The sequence below is a fragment of the Pseudoalteromonas sp. AWM4_233 genome, from assembly GCF_056158285.1.
Window position 1 is genome coordinate 3,019,822 of sequence record NZ_JBSWSZ010000001.1, and the last position, 18,406, is coordinate 3,038,227.

At 43.1% G+C, this 18,406-nt stretch carries 15 protein-coding genes; 2 read left to right on the top strand and 13 right to left on the bottom strand.

The genetic code is table 11. The annotated features are described in order from the left end of the window. Entirely contained in the window at nucleotides 1-888 is an 888-nt protein-coding gene (gene ispA, locus ACXAC4_RS13630; RefSeq protein ID WP_138480288.1) for a (2E,6E)-farnesyl diphosphate synthase, read from the top strand. 104 nt (nucleotides 889-992) lie between these two features. Continuing rightward, nucleotides 993-2,852 (top strand): 1-deoxy-D-xylulose-5-phosphate synthase, encoded by a 1,860-nt coding sequence (dxs, locus tag ACXAC4_RS13635; protein ID WP_475162497.1) that lies wholly within the window; start codon nucleotides 993-995, stop codon nucleotides 2,850-2,852. 87 nt (nucleotides 2,853-2,939) lie between these two features. Here dxs and ACXAC4_RS13640 read toward each other — a convergent pair whose 3' ends face one another. The 13 genes from ACXAC4_RS13640 to thrA form a co-directional block, all read right to left on the bottom strand. Continuing rightward, nucleotides 2,940-6,035 carry a ligand-binding sensor domain-containing diguanylate cyclase gene (locus ACXAC4_RS13640; protein ID WP_475162500.1) on the bottom strand — a complete coding sequence of 1,032 codons (3,096 nt, stop codon included), beginning with the start codon at nucleotides 6,033-6,035 and terminating at the stop codon, nucleotides 2,940-2,942. Nucleotides 6,036-6,056: 21 nt separating this feature from the next. Next, complete coding sequence (locus tag ACXAC4_RS13645; RefSeq protein WP_421963327.1) at nucleotides 6,057-6,542, bottom strand: phosphatidylglycerophosphatase A family protein; 486 nt, start codon at nucleotides 6,540-6,542, stop codon at nucleotides 6,057-6,059. Nucleotides 6,543-6,550: 8 nt separating this feature from the next. After that, nucleotides 6,551-7,513: a thiamine-phosphate kinase gene (gene thiL / locus ACXAC4_RS13650; RefSeq protein WP_475162502.1), complete on the bottom strand. Its 963-nt coding sequence runs from the start codon at nucleotides 7,511-7,513 to the stop codon at nucleotides 6,551-6,553. Nucleotides 7,514-7,557: 44 nt separating this feature from the next. Then, entirely contained in the window at nucleotides 7,558-7,968 is a 411-nt protein-coding gene (gene nusB, locus ACXAC4_RS13655) for a transcription antitermination factor NusB (RefSeq protein ID WP_058030845.1), read from the bottom strand. Nucleotides 7,969-7,979: 11 nt separating this feature from the next. Then, on the bottom strand, nucleotides 7,980-8,444 hold the full coding sequence (ribH, locus tag ACXAC4_RS13660) for a 6,7-dimethyl-8-ribityllumazine synthase (RefSeq protein WP_138480280.1): 465 nt from the start codon (nucleotides 8,442-8,444) through the stop codon (nucleotides 7,980-7,982). Nucleotides 8,445-8,597: 153 nt separating this feature from the next. Then, the gene (ribBA, locus tag ACXAC4_RS13665; RefSeq protein WP_138629470.1) at nucleotides 8,598-9,710 is read right to left on the bottom strand and encodes a bifunctional 3,4-dihydroxy-2-butanone-4-phosphate synthase/GTP cyclohydrolase II; all 1,113 of its coding nucleotides are present in this window, start codon (nucleotides 9,708-9,710) and stop codon (nucleotides 8,598-8,600) included. A gap of 23 nt (nucleotides 9,711-9,733) precedes the next feature. Next, complete coding sequence (locus tag ACXAC4_RS13670) at nucleotides 9,734-10,390, bottom strand: riboflavin synthase (protein ID WP_138480276.1); 657 nt, start codon at nucleotides 10,388-10,390, stop codon at nucleotides 9,734-9,736. Nucleotides 10,391-10,395: 5 nt separating this feature from the next. Then, complete coding sequence (gene ribD / locus ACXAC4_RS13675; RefSeq protein WP_475162520.1) at nucleotides 10,396-11,514, bottom strand: bifunctional diaminohydroxyphosphoribosylaminopyrimidine deaminase/5-amino-6-(5-phosphoribosylamino)uracil reductase RibD; 1,119 nt, start codon at nucleotides 11,512-11,514, stop codon at nucleotides 10,396-10,398. Continuing rightward, complete coding sequence (nrdR, locus tag ACXAC4_RS13680) at nucleotides 11,514-11,963, bottom strand: transcriptional regulator NrdR (RefSeq protein ID WP_058030850.1); 450 nt, start codon at nucleotides 11,961-11,963, stop codon at nucleotides 11,514-11,516. The genes ribD and nrdR overlap by 1 nt, the downstream gene beginning before the upstream one ends. Before the next feature lie 83 nt (nucleotides 11,964-12,046). Beyond that, nucleotides 12,047-13,303 (bottom strand): serine hydroxymethyltransferase, encoded by a 1,257-nt coding sequence (gene glyA, locus ACXAC4_RS13685; protein WP_058030851.1) that lies wholly within the window; start codon nucleotides 13,301-13,303, stop codon nucleotides 12,047-12,049. A gap of 253 nt (nucleotides 13,304-13,556) precedes the next feature. Next, a complete protein-coding gene (thrC, locus tag ACXAC4_RS13690; RefSeq protein ID WP_475162527.1) occupies nucleotides 13,557-14,840 on the bottom strand; it encodes a threonine synthase in 1,284 nt (427 codons plus the stop codon). 3 nt (nucleotides 14,841-14,843) lie between these two features. Next, nucleotides 14,844-15,782, bottom strand: coding sequence for a homoserine kinase (gene thrB, locus ACXAC4_RS13695; RefSeq protein ID WP_475162530.1), 939 nt, complete (start codon nucleotides 15,780-15,782; stop codon nucleotides 14,844-14,846). 9 nt (nucleotides 15,783-15,791) lie between these two features. Next, entirely contained in the window at nucleotides 15,792-18,206 is a 2,415-nt protein-coding gene (gene thrA, locus ACXAC4_RS13700; RefSeq protein WP_475162533.1) for a bifunctional aspartate kinase/homoserine dehydrogenase I, read from the bottom strand. Between the last annotated feature and the right edge of the window lie 200 nt (nucleotides 18,207-18,406).

The following is an 18,406-nucleotide window of genomic DNA, read 5'->3' on the forward strand; positions in this document are numbered from 1 at the left end:
GTGAATTTATTCGAGCATATAAATACGGCACAAAACCGTTTAGACAGTTACATCAGTAATTACTTCTCTTTGGCATTAGATACCGATGAAACTGTAAAATCAGCAACTTTTTACAGCATCAATAATGGCGGTAAAAGATTAAGGCCCTTTTTGGTTTACACTGTAGGCAAACTGTTAGGTGCTAAAGAAACAGACCTTGATGTCGCCGCAGCTGCAATTGAATGTATTCATAGCTACTCATTGGTCCATGATGACTTACCGGCTATGGACGATGATGACTTGCGTCGAGGCAAACCGACTTGTCATATTGCTTATGATGAAGCACAGGCCATTTTAGCAGGCGATGCGCTACAAACCTTAGCGTTTGAATTTTTAAGTGAACATGAATTTTCAGTATCGGCAAAGCAACAAATCAAGATGATTAATACGCTTGCCGTTGCATCTGGTTTGCAGGGCATGGTTGGCGGACAAGCCCTTGATATTTCAGCGACAGAAAAGTCAATTACCCTTGCAGAGCTTGAACGTATTCATCGACTTAAAACCGGCGCATTGTTAAATTGTGCAATTAAGTTAGGCGCGCTGTGCGCTACGGATGTCGAGACAGAAATTATTACTGCTCTCGATATATACGGTAAAAATCTTGGCCTCGCTTTTCAGGTACAAGATGATATTTTAGATATTGAAGGCGATACCGCCGTATTAGGCAAGCCACAAGGCTCAGACTTAGATAACCACAAGTCAACTTATCCGGCTTTGCTTGGACTAGATGGTGCAAAACAAAAAGCGCATCTATTGGTCAAAGATGCTCTGTCTGCACTTGATACAATACCTCATAATACCGATGTATTGGCAGAGCTTGCGAAATATATAATTGAGCGTGATCACTAATACTCAATCATGACGTATTGATGACGAACAGAACAAATTTATAAAAATTAAGTAAACCTTTGTATATAATCGGACAAGGTTTGCGTAGGACACATGTTGAAAGAATGAAACTGGACAGTAGCAAGTACCCATTACTCGCCTTGGTTGATGAACCGGCGCAATTACGTCAATTACCACAGCCCCAACTGGGTAAGCTGAGCGACGAATTAAGAGATTACTTACTTAATTCGGTTTCGCAGAGCAGTGGTCACTTGGCTTCAGGTTTAGGCACCGTCGAATTGACTGTGGCTTTACATTACGTGTATGACACACCTGAAGATAGATTAATCTGGGATGTGGGCCATCAAGCTTACCCGCATAAAATCTTAACGGGACGTCGTGATGCTATGCACACGATCCGTCAAAAAGATGGGTTGCACCCTTTCCCTTATCGTGAAGAAAGTGAATACGACACTTTCAGCGTAGGTCATTCAAGTACCTCGATTTCAGCTGCATTAGGTATGTCTATCGCTGCACAAAAAGAAGGTAAAGGCCGTAAAACCGTTGCAGTTATAGGTGATGGTGCGATCACGGCTGGTATGGCGTTCGAAGCCATGAACCACGCCGGAGACATTAAATCCGACATGCTGATTATCTTAAATGATAATGAGATGTCTATTTCTGAAAATGTAGGCGCACTAAACAACCACTTTGCACGCATTCTTTCTGGTAGCTTTTATACTAATATTCGCGAAGGCAGTAAGAAAATTCTTTCTGGTGTACCGACTGTGAAAGAGCTTGCCAGCCGTATGGAAGAGCATCTAAAGGGTATGGTTATTCCTGGCACTTTCTTCGAAGAGCTTGGTTTAAATTACATTGGTCCAATTGATGGTCATGACGTCAATATGCTGGTTGATACGCTAAGAAATATGCGTAACCTGAAAGGCCCTCAGATCCTGCACATCAAGACGCAAAAAGGTAAAGGTTACAAACCAGCTGAAGCCGACCCTATTGGTTACCACGGCGTACCAAAATTCGACCCGAGCATCCATAGCTTGCCAAAATCTAAACCTAGCGCCCCTACTTTTTCAAAAGTATTTGGTGATTGGTTATGTGATATGGCAACACAAGATCCTAAGCTTATGGCGATTACGCCAGCTATGCGTGAAGGTTCTGGTATGGTGCGTTTTTCAAAAGAGTTTCCTGAGCAATACTTTGACGTTGCCATTGCTGAGCAACACGCTGTTACTCTAGGTGCAGGTTTCGCATGTGAAGGCCTTAAGCCTGTGGTTGCGATCTATTCAAGCTTCTTACAGCGTGCTTATGACCAACTGATCCACGATGTCGCGCTACAAAACTTACCTGTACTGTTTGCAATTGACCGCGCAGGCATTGTTGGCGCTGATGGTGAAACTCACCAAGGTGCATATGACTTAAGCTTTATGCGCTGTATTCCAAATATGATCATCATGGCACCAAGTGATACCAACGAATGCCGTCAGATGCTTTACACAGGTTACCAGTGTAACCAACCTGTAGCGGTGCGTTACCCTCGTGGTAGTGCCGGTGACAGTGATGTACAAACGCAGATGCAAGCATTTGAGATTGGTAAAGGCAATGTGATCCGTGAAGGTGAGAAAGTGGCCATCTTAAGTTTCGGCACACTACTTCATAATGCTAAGCAAGCCGCTGAAAACTTAAATGCAACTCTCGTTGATATGCGATTTGTTAAGCCACTTGATGAAGCTTTACTTGTTGAGCTGAGCAAAACCCATGATCGCTTTGTTTGTCTTGAAGATAACGCCATTGCCGGTGGTGCTGGCAGTGCTGTGATGGAGTTCCTTGGCTCACAAGGTATTCATACACCTGTGTCGTTATTTGGTATACCTGATGAATTTATCAAGCATGGTACACAAGACGAAATGCATGCAGAAATGGGCTTATGTGCTGATTCAATCGAGCAGCGAATTAAAGCGATACTGTAATAAACACTGAAGTTTTAAAAAAAGGAGCCTTGGCTCCTTTTTTTTACGCTTTAAAGTTATTAATAACCAGCCTGTACTGACAACTAACTAACGCATCCAAATTTTCACATCTGCAAGCCCATTTGCCTGTAAGGTTTGTAATTGTGACTCAACATTACTTGTTTGCTCAAATTCAAACGCATCCAACTGATCATCAAATGTAATGGTTGCAGCACCATCACCGCCACGTTGTTTTACTTGATGAAGTGCGACATCCGCCAAATTCACAGAGGCCTCCCAACTTATCACTTGCCCACCTAGCAGAGGCAGTGGGTAAAATGACCAGCCCATAGACACTGTCATATTAATCGCCTTACCATTGGGCAATTGAAAGTCACATTCAGCAATTGCACGGCAAAGCTCTTTTATATAAGTTTCAATTGCGTCACGCTTAAAGTCGCGAAGCAACAATAAGAACTCATCACCACTCCAACGAGCCACATAATCTGAGCCTTGCGTTCTGGTGTTCAATAAAGTAGCAAGTTGCTGTAAACAACTATCACCGCCAATCGGACCATAGGCATCATTCACTTTACTAAAATTATCGACATTGATAATAAGCAATACCAGGCGCTTATTCTGTTGCTGTAATGACTTTGAGTTACGCTGGTAGTGTTCGACATCTTTAGGGAGTTGATCGAATAAGAAACGACGGCTTTTGAGGCCTGTGAGCTCATCTGTATGGCTAACTAGTTTCATCTGAGTATTCACTTGGTTAAGCTTGTCGTTCGCTTGACGCAGTGCCATGGTGCGCTCTGCCACTAAAGATTCAAGCGCTTGCTGCTTACGTCGCTCTTGAGCTCTAAAAATCCAAAAGAATACATAAAACAGTAGAACAAACCCTAGCGTAATTAACAGTCTAAAGTACACCGTTTCATCAAAACGTCTAGGGATCTCAATACGCTGTGTAATGCTTCGAGCTTGTTGCCAGCCTTCACCTTTACGCTTAACTTGTAATTCAAAGTTATATACACCCGGCTCTAAGTTCGTATATATCGCTTCTCGACGGTTAAATACTTCTCGCCATTCAGTGTTTTCTTTGCCAGTTAAACGATATCTAAACTCGATACTCGCTGGCGCATAAAAGTCTATGGCGGTGTAGTTAATCGTGATATCTCGTTCACTGGTATCAAGTTTAAGTAGCTCTGCAAATTTACTTGCGACTATCACTCGCTCTTGCGTGATCACCTCTTCCAGTTTTGGTGATAAGTCTTTAGAGCCAAATAGTTCAACATTCTTGGGAATTTCAACTGCCCCTTGAGAGCTTGGATACCAAATAGCACCTTGCTTTTCTAATACTGCATCACCACCGAAACCAGAACAGCAACGACCGACTTTGCCATCGAGTTGGCGGTCAAATTGACTAATAACTTGCTCAACTTTTAAATTGTTTATTGGATGTGTAAATTGCGCCGCAGGTAAGCGGTAAACACCTTTTCGAGTACTGACCCAAATAAGCGCCTGTTGCTGATCATAATAGAGCGAGGAAATTGAACCATGAGGTAAGCCATTTGAGGCATCAAGCTGATACCAATCGCCCTTTGCTGTTCGATAAAATAACCCATCATTCCAAGAGCCAACTAAAGTCGCCACACCTTGGATGTATAGAATACTGGTAACATAAGCGGACTCTAGAGACGTTTGCCCACCAAGCTTTTCAATGCCTTTTTGATTAAATTGATAGGCTCCTTTGTTGGTGCCTATGAACCCCACATTGGGCTGATCATTGATATACGTGACAAACTGACTACCTAAAAATGCATTGTAAGCAAATGGTGTTAAACCCGAGTACTCAAGACGGTACATACCACTGCCCGTACCTATCCACATTCCACCTCGCTGCGACGGTGTAATGGCTAATACTGGCGTTTGTCGTAACTCTCGAAACGGTAACAGCTGTAGCACCCCTTGCTCATAAATCATGGCACCACGTTCAGTGCCTATGAACAAGCTATTACCACTAAATTCCAGCTCATATACTGTGCTGTTTTTTAATTCTTCAGGGGCAATAACCACTTGTAATGAGTCATCATTATTCAAGTAACCGACACCACTTCTTGATGCCATCCAAGTTCGACCTTGGTTATCTTTGGTCGTTGCCGTTATACCTTGCTGACTGTTACCATCAATCATGTGTCGCGCAATATTACCTGTATGCGCAAACCAAAGCCCTTCGTTCAGACTGGCTAACCAAATGTTTCCTTCTGCGTCTTTAAACATATCTGAAAACCAAATCGACTGATCAGCATGAATTGGTTCGACATAACGCCAATCAGAGATCCCCTCTCTGAACATCAAACGAGTTGAAGTAGATGCCCATAACCCTGTATCTGAGTCGTACATAAACTTATATACAGCACCATTGCCAAGTTCGGTATAACGTCTCAGCACTTGGTCTATATCTAAGAAGTAAGCACCGAGTTCAGAGGCCAGATACAAGCGCCCTTCAATCCATGCCAAATCATGCACTATAGTTTGTGCTAATTGTTCAGGTAGCGCTAACCGAAAGCCAAGCTCTAGACGAAATACGTCCCTACGATTGGTAGCTGATTTGGTTATTTTTAAAAGATTACGCTCATTCACCAACCAAAGACCATCGGTGCCTTGGGCGATTTTAGACACACTACCTACAATCTGATTAATGCGGTTAACAGGAAACTTTTTATTGTCTTCTGCTGAATCAAATGCACGTTGTGCTTGTTGGTCATTGCCGATGTAAAATAAGCCATTACCTGCAACCCAGATGTCGCCTTGCTTGTCCTCAACAATATCGAGGATAGGTCCTTTGATATTAAATGACTGAACATCAAGCGTGTGGGGGTTTAATCGATGTAGACCGCGTTTGGTGCCTATCCATAACTTACCATGCCTATCTAACAGTAACTTATGAATGGCATTGGTTTGTAAGAATTGCGTGTTTTGTGTTGTAAAATTTCGAAATTGATAGCCATCAAATCGACTGAGGCCAAATTGAGTGCCAAGCCATACATAGCCCTGCTGGTCTTGCACCAAACTTTTAATTGATTGTGAGGGTAAGCCATTTTGTACATTCCATTGCTTCACAATATAGTCATTGATGGCAGCAGATACTGAAAAACTCATCAGTATAAACAGCCAAGACACTAGCAAGGTTTTTTTGTTCATACACTCACAATCTTTTATTGATTAAGCTACTAAGAAACCAGTTTTAAACAAAGCTTGTACACAAAGCAACGAAAAAATACCCGCTAAAATGTCATCCGCCATGATCCCAAAGCCACCATGCAGCTTTTTGTCTAACATTCTGATTGGACCTGGTTTGGCAATATCGAAAAATCGGAATAATAAAAAGCCAACTAGAAGCGCTTTCCAAGATAATGCTGCGCCTATCATGGTAATGTAAAAGCCAGCTACTTCATCCCACACAATTGCTGGATGATCATGAACTTGGACATCTTTTGCCGTTTGTCCGCAAACCCAAATACCAAATACACTGATCACAACTGCAAAAACACATTGCAGCCATAATGGATAACTTGCTGTAATGAAAATGAGCGGTAAAGCGCCTAAAGTGCCAAATGTACCCGGGGCAAATGGGGCAAGTCCTAAACCAAAACCCAAGCCAAAGAATTGGTGAGGTTTACGAATATCAAATTTGTACTGCTTAGCCAAACTGACTCCTAACTAAAATGTTCAAAGCCAGTTGCGGGAAATGGCCAAGGTTTATCTTTATAAAGTAGCGATACATCGCCAGCATTTGCGTTAATTTGCCCGATACAGGTAGGTGTCACCCCATATTCTGCCAAACGCTTTTCTACTGCTACTCTATTACTATCAGGCACGGTAAACAACAACTGATAATCATCGCCATAGGCCATTGCCAGCATTAAACGTACTTCTTCGTCTGGCAAGTTTTTAAGCGCATTTGACACTGGTACCTTATCTGCATGGATTGTCGCTCCAACACCTGAGTGGGTCAGAATATGGTTTAAATCGGCCAGTAAACCGTCAGAAATATCAATGGCTGAATTCGCTAGGCCTCGTAAAACCTGACCAGCTGCAACTTGGGGTGCGGGGTAATCAAACTGTTTCTGAACATAACTGCGATCTTCATCACTGAGTTCCCAGCCTTGTTTACGTGCTTCTATTGCCAAAGCGGCATCTCCAAGGTCGCCAGTCACATATAACCAATCCCCCACTTTAGCGCCACTGCGGGTCAATGCTTTGCCTTTTGGCACGATACCTTTAGCGCACACGGTAATCGTTAATGGACCTTGTGTGGTGTCACCACCAATCAGTTGCACGTTATAGTACTCAGCAATATCGTGCATACCTTCAGTGAACTGTTCCAGCCAGGTTTCATCAACATTAGGTAGCGTTAAGCCTATTGATATCCAAGCAGGCTCTGCACCCATTGCAGCTAAATCACTTAAGTTTACCGCTAAAATTCGGTGTCCTAAGGCTTTGGGAGAAATATCAGAAAAGAAATGAACGCCTTCAACCAGCGTATCTGTGGTGACCGCTAATTGGCAGCCTTCAGGGATAGTAACTAGGGCACAATCATCACCTATGCCTAAGTCTACATCACGTCGAGTAATGCCACGGCCGGTGAAAAATCGATTGATTAACTCAAATTCCTTCATACATAAAAAAGCCGGCCTAAGCCGGCTCTCCAAATTGTTTGCCTTTATTTGCGAACTGCTTTAACTGCTTTGTCTAAAACACCGTTCACAAACTTATGGCTGTCTTCTGCACCAAAGATTTTCGCAAGCTCAATGCCTTCATTGATTGCTACTTTGTAAGGTACATCTTCACGGAACTTAAGTTCGTATGCACTTAAACGTAATACTGCGCGCTCAACTTCATCTAAGTCTTCAAACGGGCGAGAAAGATGCGGCTTAACAAGCTCATCTAATTGTTTTACGTTTACTGCAACACCGCGAGCAAGATCTTTAAAGTATTCTACGTCTACTTTAGATACATCATTCTCGATCAACATTTGTTGCTCAATATCGGCAATCGGGTTGCCACTTAATTGCCAAGAGTATACGGCTTGAAGCGCTAATATACGTGCTTTACGTCTTGCTGCTGGTTTCACTGAGGATCCTCTTAAATTTGCTCTAGCACGTTCACCATTTCTAGTGCACCAAGGGCTGCTTCGCCGCCTTTGTTGCCCATCTTAGTGCCCGCACGTTCAATGGCTTGCTCAATGCTTTCCGTGGTTAATACACCAAATGCTACCGGAATATCATAGTCTAATGAAACGCTTGCAAGTCCTTTATTTGACTCGTTAGCAACTAGGTCGAAATGTGGAGTACCACCACGGATGATAACGCCTAATGCAATGATTGCATCATGCTCTTTTTTCATCGCTAAACGCTTAGCTGCTAATGGTAACTCAACGGCACCTGGTACATATACCACAGTGATGTCTTCTTCTTTAACACCACCAACACGCTTTAGCTCGTCAACAGCACCTTCAAGTAAGCTGCTACCGATAAAATCATTAAAACGTGAAATAACAATGGCAAATTTTTTGCCAGGAGCGTATTTGTTACCTTCAATAATCTTCATTAGATGGTCCTAATCTTCTTAATGTTTCGTACTTTGCAATCAAAGTGCGCCGAGTACGCAATAAGCAATTGCCAAATTGGCGCGCATAATAGCACAGTTTTGGTTAACCCCAAATAACAAAACCCGCTGTCATCAACGGGCTTTTTCATTCAATTATTTAGGCTCTACGTATTCAATGACTTCTAGGTGGAAACCTGAAAGTGCATGATATTTTTTCGGCATACTCATTAGGCGCATTTTTTGAATACCTAAATCAGCTAAAATCTGCGAGCCAACACCAACGGTACGAGATGTACCTTGGAATTTACGCTGATTCACAGTTTCGCCCGCATCTTGCGCAGCAAATGCTTTTACCATGTGCTCGATGTCTTCAGTTTGTTCCTGTTTACCTAGAATAACTAGCACACCGTTATTTTCGCTGATGTGCTTCATCGCACCATGCAAGCTCCAGCTACGATCAGCGCCTCTGTCTGATAATAAGACATCATTAAAGGTGCTTTGTAAGTGAACACGAACTAGCGTTGCATCACTTTCTGAAACTTCACCTTTGAGTAAAGCATAATGAAGCTGGTTATCAATGGTGTCTTTGTAAGTGACTAAGTCGAACTCACCATACTCAGTTGGCAATTTACACTGCGCAACTTTTTCGATAGTTGTTTCGTTTAAGTTACGATATTCAATTAGGTCAGCGATAGTGCCAATTTTTAAACCATGCTCTTTGGCAAACACTTCTAACTGAGGACGACGCGCCATAGTACCGTCTGGGTTTAAGATCTCAACAATGACTGAAGCGGGTTCTAAACCAGCTAAACGCGCTAAATCACAGCCTGCTTCTGTATGACCAGCACGAGTTAATACTCCACCAGGCTGTGCCATAATAGGGAAAATATGACCTGGCTGCACGATGTCTGTTGGCACTGCCCCCTTAGCCACTGCTGCCTGTACTGTACGAGCACGATCAGCGGCAGAAATACCAGTAGTGACGCCTTTTGCCGCCTCGATAGACATTGTGAAGTTAGTTGAGAATTGCGCGCCGTTATTTCTCACCATTAATGGTAAATCAATTTGCTGACAACGCTCTTGAGTCATAGTTAAACAAATTAAACCACGGCCGTGGGTTGCCATGAAGTTTATGGCGTCCGCTGAAATATGCTCGGCTGCGATGATTAAGTCACCTTCATTTTCTCGGTCTTCATCATCCATCAAGATAACCATTTTACCGGCTTTAATGTCTTCGATGATCTCTTGTGCGCTGTTCAAATTCATAATTTACCTGTTTAATTAATTCGCTACTTAATAAAGCCTGCGTTTGCCAATAAGTTCATTGTGAGAGTAGAGCTTTGTGCAGGCTCTTGAGCTCCAAGTACTAAGCGTTCCAAATAACGTGCAATTTGATCCACTTCTAAGTTAATTTTACTGCCCACTTTAAATTCAGCAATGGTTGTCTCTTGTGCTGTATGCGGCACAATTGTCAGCTTAAACTGACAGTCTTTAATTTCATTTACAGTTAAGCTGATACCATCGATGGCTACTGAGCCCTTATACGGAATATATTTCATCAGCTCACTGGGCGCTTCTAACCAATATTCGGTTGCGCGGGCATTAGGTGAAATCGCCACGACTGTCGCAATGCCGTCAATGTGACCTGAGACTAAATGACCACCTAAACGCGAAATAGGTTGTAATGCTTTTTCTAAATTAACTGTTTGCCCTAGCTTATATTGAGCAAATTGCGTCAATTTCAAGGTCTCATTTGAAACATCGGCACGAAAACCATCAGAAAATTTTTCAACAACCGTTAAACACACGCCATTTGTAGCAATGCTATCGCCTAACTGTACATCGCCCATGTCTAAATTTGGGCTACTTACACGAACCGTTAGGTCGCCTTGATTTTGTGTCAACTCAGTCAACTTACCGGTTGCTTCAATGATACCTGTAAACATAAAACTTAACCTTTTTGCGCTACTTTGCGTGCTGTTAAACGAATATCATCGCCAACTTGCTTAATATCGTGCCATTGTAGGCTCTGTACATCTGCCATCTGCGTCAACTCTGGCACGTTAAATAAACCTCGCGCGTCTTGACCCATAATTTTAGGTGCTAAATAAAGAATATAATTATCGATAAGATTTAATTCGTGAAACTTACCCGCAAGCGTCGCGCCTGCTTCAACGAATACACTGTTGATACCATGCGCAGTTAATTGCTTTAACGCTTTTTTGATATCAACCTTACCATTTATAGAGTCAACCACCAGCTCTATAACATGTTCTGGCCACTGGTGTGCTGTATCTGCTTTTGTTCTTAAAATTATAATAGGACTATTGATTGAAAATAATGCTAAATCTGGAGACAAACGGTTTTGGGAATCGATAATGACTCGAGTAGGTTGGCGAACTGACAACCCTTCAGCAAGCTCAAGCTGCTCTGCTGAAAGTCGTACATTCAATTTGGCATCATCAAACAGTACAGTATCAGCACCCGATAACACAGCGCAGTGCTCAGCACGTAAAAACTGCACATCTTGACGGGCTGCACTTGAGGTGATCCACTTACTTTCACCATTTTTTAATGCGGTTTTGCCATCTAGGCTCGCAGCCAATTTACAACTTATATAAGGTAAGCCCGTTTCCATTCGAGTTAGAAAACCTGGATTCAGTGCTCTTGCAGCTTGCTCAAATAAACCTGCTGCAGTTTCAATACCAGTTTCTTCTAACATGCGCAAGCCGCGACCTGCGACTTCTGGGTTAGGATCAACCATGGCAGCAACAACGCGGCTGACGCCAGCGTCGATTAGGCCTTTTGCGCAAGGCGGGGTTCTACCATAATGGCTACATGGCTCCAAGGTAACATAAGCGGTTGCGCCTCTTGCCTTGTCTCCAGCCATCTTTAATGCGTGCACTTCGGCATGACCTTCACCCGCTTTTTGGTGATACCCCTGACCAACTATATCACCGTCTTTTACTATGACACAGCCCACATTAGGGTTAGGTGAAGTGGTAAAACGGCCTTTTGCAGCAAGCGCGATGGCCTGCTGCATAAAATCTTTATCTTGCTCGCTAAACATCAATCTCCAAGCCTCGCGATTTCCTCGCCAAACTCTCTAATATCTTCAAATGAGCGGTATACGGAAGCAAAGCGGACATAGGCCACTTTATCGAGCTTTTTCAGCGCTTCCATAATACATTCACCAATCATATGGCTTGCCACTTCACGCTCACCCGTCGCACGAATTTGCGATTTAATTTGATGCACGACTTCTTCAATTTGCTCAGTGCTCACTGGACGTTTCTCTAACGCGCGGTGCAGACCATTTAATAATTTGTCTTCATTGAACGGCTCTCGAGAACCATCTTGTTTAATTACCCGAGGCATGACTAATTCGGCACCTTCAAACGTCGTAAAACGCTCATGACATAACACACACTCTCTGCGGCGACGGACTTGATGGCCTGAGCCGACTAAACGGGAATCAATGACTTTTGTTTCTTTAGCGGTGCAAAATGGACAATGCATAGATAATCACTTGTGAAAAAATATAAAAAAGGCCGCAAATGCGGCCTTAATCATAACAAAATTCTTTGATTTTGTGAGCGAAATTACGCGTAAACTGGTAATTTAGCGCAGATAGCTTTTACTTTCTCTTTAACTTCTGCTTGTACTGACTCATCGTTGATGTTGTCTAGTACGTCACAGATCCAACCTGCAAGCTCTGCTGACTCAGCTTCTTTGAAGCCACGACGCGTGATAGCAGGAGAACCAATACGAAGACCAGACGTTACAAACGGTGAACGTGGGTCATTTGGTACTGAGTTCTTGTTCACAGTGATATTAGCACGACCAAGCGCCGCATCAGCATCTTTACCTGTGATGTCTTTGTCAATTAGGTCTAGTAGGAATAAGTGGTTGTCTGTTTTACCAGAAACAACTTTATAACCACGCTCTTGAAGAACAGCAACCATTGCCTGTGCATTCTTAACAACTTGCTCTTGGTAAGTTTTGAACTCTGGCTGTAGTGCTTCTTTGAAAGCAACCGCTTTACCTGCGATAACGTGACATAAAGGACCACCTTGACCACCAGGGAATACTGCGCTGTTTAGCTTCTTGTAGATGTCTTCGTCATCACAAGCTGAGATGATAAGACCACCACGAGGACCCGCTAGTGTTTTGTGCGTCGTCGTAGTTACAACGTGTGCGTGAGGTACTGGGCTTGGGTAAACACCTGCAGCAACAAGACCTGCAACGTGTGCCATATCAACTAATAGGTAAGCACCTACTTTGTCAGCGATTTCACGGAATTTAGCCCAGTCAACGATACCTGAGTATGCTGAGAAACCACCGATGATCATTTTTGGCTTGTGCTCAAGTGCTAAAGCTTCAACCTGTGCGTAATCGATCTCACCAGTTTCTTCGTTAAGACCGTACTGGATAGCGTTATACGTTTTACCAGAGAAGTTTACGTGAGAACCGTGTGTTAAGTGACCACCGTGCGCAAGGCTCATACCTAATACAGTGTCGTGTGGCTGAAGAAGCGCTTGGAATACTGCCGCGTTTGCTTGTGAACCAGCGTGCGGTTGTACGTTTGCATATGTAGAACCGAAAAGCTCATTAGCACGGTCAATAGCCAGTTGCTCAACAACGTCAACGTGCTCACAACCACCGTAGTAACGCTTACCTGGGTAACCTTCAGCATATTTGTTAGTTAATTGAGAACCCTGAGCTTCTAAAACACGTGGGCTACAGTAGTTTTCAGAAGCGATAAGCTCGATGTGCTCTTCTTGACGAGTCGTTTCAAGTGCAATCGCATTTGCTAATTCAGGATCAAAATCTGCAATGTTCATGTTACGTTCTAACATGGGGTCTCCTAGGTACACGTTTAGGGTAGTAAAAGCTGTATTGTACGCAGTTATGCGTCCGATGCCTATAATTTCGGCTTGAGCATATTTAAACAGGGATTGAATTTATTTCACAGTGTTTATGTAATGATATTTTTTTATTTAAACATTAAAAAAACAAATAAATAAGAAGGGAATAAATAAGTGTTATTTATATAGGGTGAGTTTGGCAAACTTTTTAAGTCTACAAAGGCTCACCCTTGGCGATTAATAATTACAATAATTTAGCAAAAACAGCCGCTTTCAATTGCATATAATCAGCCTTCATTGGCTCTGCTAAACACTTTTTATCTAAGGCATCTTGCAACACGCTAGGCATTGCAATCTCTTGCTCAAGCACCTCTTCTACTGAAGATTTAAACTTAGCAGGGTGCGCCGTAGCCAAACAGATCCCCACAGCATCTTCAGCTTTATCTAAAGTCAGACCTTCAAGTGCAATGGCGGTATGCGGCTCCATCACGTAACCCGCTGCAGCAATCTCTTTCATTACCGCTTGCGTGCGACTTTCCGAGACACCTCTTGAATAAAACTCATGTTTATCGAAATCACCGCGTTCCAACATAGTCTCAACGCGAGGCCAGTTATTAGGTTTACTCACATCCATTGCATTTGATAACGACTCTAATGTGGCATTTGGCGACCACTCACCTGATGCCATATAACGAGGTACAGTATCATTTTGATTGGTGGTTGCAGACAAGTTTGCAATAGGTAAACCCAGGGCTGCAGCTATCATAGCTGCACACACATTACCAAAATTACCACTTGGTACAGAAACATGCACTTTACCTCTTTGCTCTGTTGGTAATTGCGCAACGGCTTCAAAGTAATAACACACTTGTGCAACTAGACGGCTGATATTGATAGAGTTGGCGGAGTTTAAACCCAGCTTTTCTTTCATTTCATCATCTAAAAACGCCTGCTTAACCAATGCTTGGCAATCATCGAAGCTGCCTTCAACGGCGTAACAATGAATATTTCCACCTAACGTCGTGAAGAGCTTTTGTTGAGCGAGCGAGATCTTGCCTTCTGGGTAAAGTATAACTACATCAACATTTGGCTTGTTATAAAAGGCATGTGCTACCGCTGCACCTGTGTCACCACTGGTCGCAGTTAAAATTGTGACTCGCTCACCTTGATTAAATAAACCAATACATTCAGCCATAAAGCGGCCGCCAAAATCTTTAAACGCCAAGGTTGGACCATGGAACAATTCTAAGCAATATTGCTTATCGCCAATTTGCTTAAGCGGCGCCGGAAAATTAAAAGCACGCGCGACCATCTCGGCTAACGTATCTTTTGGTAGTTCATCACCAATTAAGTGGCTCAATACTTCGACACTTCTTTCAACAAATGGCTTTTCAAGTAAAGCATCGATATTTTCTAATTTGCTCAGTTGCTCTGGAAAAAACACCCCTTGATTACGACCAAGGCCTGTTTTAACTGCCGTTGTGAAAGACACTTGCTGCGTGGCATCTTTTAAGTTTACAAGTTGCATTGATTATTCTCCTTGTGAAATGGCACGCGTGCCTTGTTGGTCTAGCTTACAAATATGACTAAAACCGTGTTCATTAATATAGTGTTCGTTTAACCAAGTCTGGCATTGCTCTGCCGCTTGTTTAGTTTTACAAATCGTAAAGAGTGTAGGACCAGCACCTGAAATACTCACCAGCTCAGCGCCAAGTTCAGGTAACGCTTTTTTAGCTTGTTCAAACCCAGCTATTAAAGAGCATCGATACGGCTCTGCCATATCATCTTTCATGAGAGAGAGCGCTAAATCGAATTGCTCAGTTTGCATCAGAAGGCAAAAGCTCGACAAACGCTGCGCAAATTCAATAGTTTCTGAGCTGCTTCTTTGCTTTGGCAGTACTGCACGTGCTTTTGCTGTATTTAACGCAAAGCCCGGGTATGCCGCGACATAGTACCAATCAGAGTTAACAGGCACAGATAAGGCTTTGTTAGGCACAAGATCAGCGGTCAATTGTAAACCGCCTAAATAACAAGGTGTGATGTTGTCATAGTGACGAGCGCCGCTCACCTTAGCTTCAAAATCTGCCATTAATTCAATCAGCTCGATTTGACTAAGATTCGTTTTTGCAAACTCATTCAAAGCAGCAAAAGTTGCCACTACAGAGCAGGCGCTCGAACCTAGACCCGAACCGATTGGTAATCGCTTTTCAAGCTCGAGATAGACCGACGGCATACTTGGTGCGACATGTTCACGAAAATGGACTAAGCATTGATAGGCCAAGTTTTCATGGGCCTCACCCGGTAATTTATCAGCATAAGGACCAGAGCAAACAAACGTGTCTTGCTCTGCTGCTTTAACATTTACCACATCACCCAGTAGCTCACCATTTATAGGCGCAAGTGCAGCGCCTAAAGAATCAAAACCAACACAAAAGTTGCCGATAGACGCGGGTGCATAAAAACTAATCATAACAACTCCTTAACGCGACTGTGTTTTTAATATATCTGCAAATACACCCGCTGACGTCACTTCCGCGCCCGCGCCATATCCGCGAATAACAAATGGGCGTGGTTGATAGTATTGACTTAAAATTGCCAAAGCATTTTCGCCATCACGGATATCATAAAGTGCATGCTGCTTATCAACCGCTTCTATACCCACTTTACATTTACCGTTTTCGATGCTGCCGACATAGCGCAACACCTTGCCTTCACTCGCGGCACTTTGAATTTTGTCAGCAAATGGCGCATCAAGTTCAGGTAGCTTAGCCATAAACTCATCAACACTTGTACCTGGCGCAAATGACTCAGGAACAACCGCTTCAACTTCAATATCTGACAGCTCTAATTCAAGACCTGACTCACGGGCGATGATCAAAAGCTTACGCGCAACATCAGTACCCGATAAATCATCACGGGGATCGGGTTCTGTAAAGCCATTCGCTTTCGCCTTTGCAGTCGCTTCTGACAAACTTAAGCCATCTTCAAGTACACCGAACATGTATGAGAGTGAACCAGAAAGGATACCGTTAAATGACAATAACTCGTCGCCGGCACCAAAAAGTAGCTGCAAGTTGTCTAACACCGGTAGACCTGCACCTACGTTTGTTTCATATAAGAATTTGCGCTGGCGTTTTTGCGCAGCACTTTTTAAAGACTGGTAGTAATAAAAACTGCCCGTATTGGCTTTTTTATTTGCAGCAACCACATGGAAGCCCGCATCTAAAAAGTTATAGTATTGATCTGCTAGTTGTTGTGACGAGCTACAATCCACCAGCACAGGGTTTATAAGGTGATTTTCTCTAACAAACTGCTCTACCTTAGCCAATTCGAAACCTGATGTTTGTTGTTCTAACTGAGCTTGCCATGCATCAAATGCGATGCCGTTTGCATCAAGTAAAAGCTTGCGTGAATTAGCTACACCATAAAGGTTAAGCTTTACATTTCGCTTTGCTAGCCAATCTTGTTGTTTTTCAAGTTGCTTAACCAGTTCTTGACCGACTAAACCACAGCCTAATAAAAACACATCAATTGAAGGCACATGAGTGAAGAAATTTTCGTGACAGACTTTTACCGCATCATTGCACAGTGCACCATCAACCACCGCAGAAATCGCACTTTCAGTAGAGTCTTGAGCAATGGCCACGATATTAACTTGTGCTTGTGCCAGTGAATCAAAGAACTTAGCTGCAAGTCCTTTATGTGCTTTCATGTTATCACCTACCAAAGTCACGATGGCAAGTTCACGCTGCACTTGTACAGGCTCAATTAATCCAGCTTGCGACTCAAGTTCAAATGCTTGCTCTAGGGCACTTAAAGCTAAATTTAAATCTTCTTCATGCACACAGAAACTGATGCTGAACTCGCACGATGACTGCGTGATCAAAACAATAGAAACATTATCATTGGCAAGCGCACTAAAAACACGTGCAGCCATACCAACTTTGCCTTTCATGCCGGGGCCTGACACTGTCAACATCGCCAAATTCTCTAGCGATGAAATGGCTTTAACAGTTTCGTCGCTCTGGCATTCATTTGAGATCACAGAACCTGGCACATCAGGATTATGGGTATTTTTAATTTCACATGGCACGCCAACTTTCGCGCACGGTAAGATCGTCTTTGGATGCAAAACTTTAGCGCCAAAATATGACAGCTCCATCGCCTCTTTATAAGATAAGCTATCTACCTTGCTGGCTTTTTTAATAAAACGCGGATCGGCATTATAAACGCCATCAACATCTGTCCAAATCTGGCACACTTCGGCTTTTAAACAAGCAGCAGCTACTGCAGCCGAGTAGTCTGAGCCGTTGCGACCAAGAGTTGTTAGTTCACCTTGGTTATTAACCCCAGTAAACCCCGGCATAATATAAAAGTCGGCTGATTGCGATTTTAAAACTTCAGCAAAGCGCTGTCCACTCGCGACTAAGTTGACCTCAGCATCAAGATACCCGCCCTGAGTCTCGATACATTCCGTTGCTTCTAGGTATGTAGCCCTATGACCTAGCATGGCAACCATAAGTGCAACACTCACTCGCTCTCCAAAACTGATCACAAAGGCATTAACTTGCTCAGGGCAGTGCTTTAATAATTTAACCCCAGCTAGCTTATCACTAAGCTCAGCAAAGCTTGGCCAATGAGCAACAACAGAATCTAACTGCTCGACTTCACGCTTCAAACTGTCTGCGCGATTTAGCAAAGCCTGCCACTGAGCACTATAATCAGCACCTTGCTCAGCAAGCTTGGCTAACTCAACAAGTTGGTCTGTCATGCCTCCAGGGGCTGAAAGAACAACCAAAGCTTGTTCGCCTGCTTGAGACTCGATCAATTGCTTGACCCGTTTGAGACAATCAAAGTCGGCGAGCGAAGAGCCGCCAAATTTTAAAACTCGCATAATTTTTCCTCATTCCAAAAACGAAAAAAGGCCTGTGTTCGTAGTGAACACAGGCCTTTTTCTAATGCGCAACGACCTATGCCACTATCCAGTTAGGATGGTGGTTGTAATAATGGTCGTAATTAAATTCATTGTTTTCATAATTATTAGACTGCCCGAAAATCAGACACCATGCAACCGTCTTTTTATGAAATTATTAT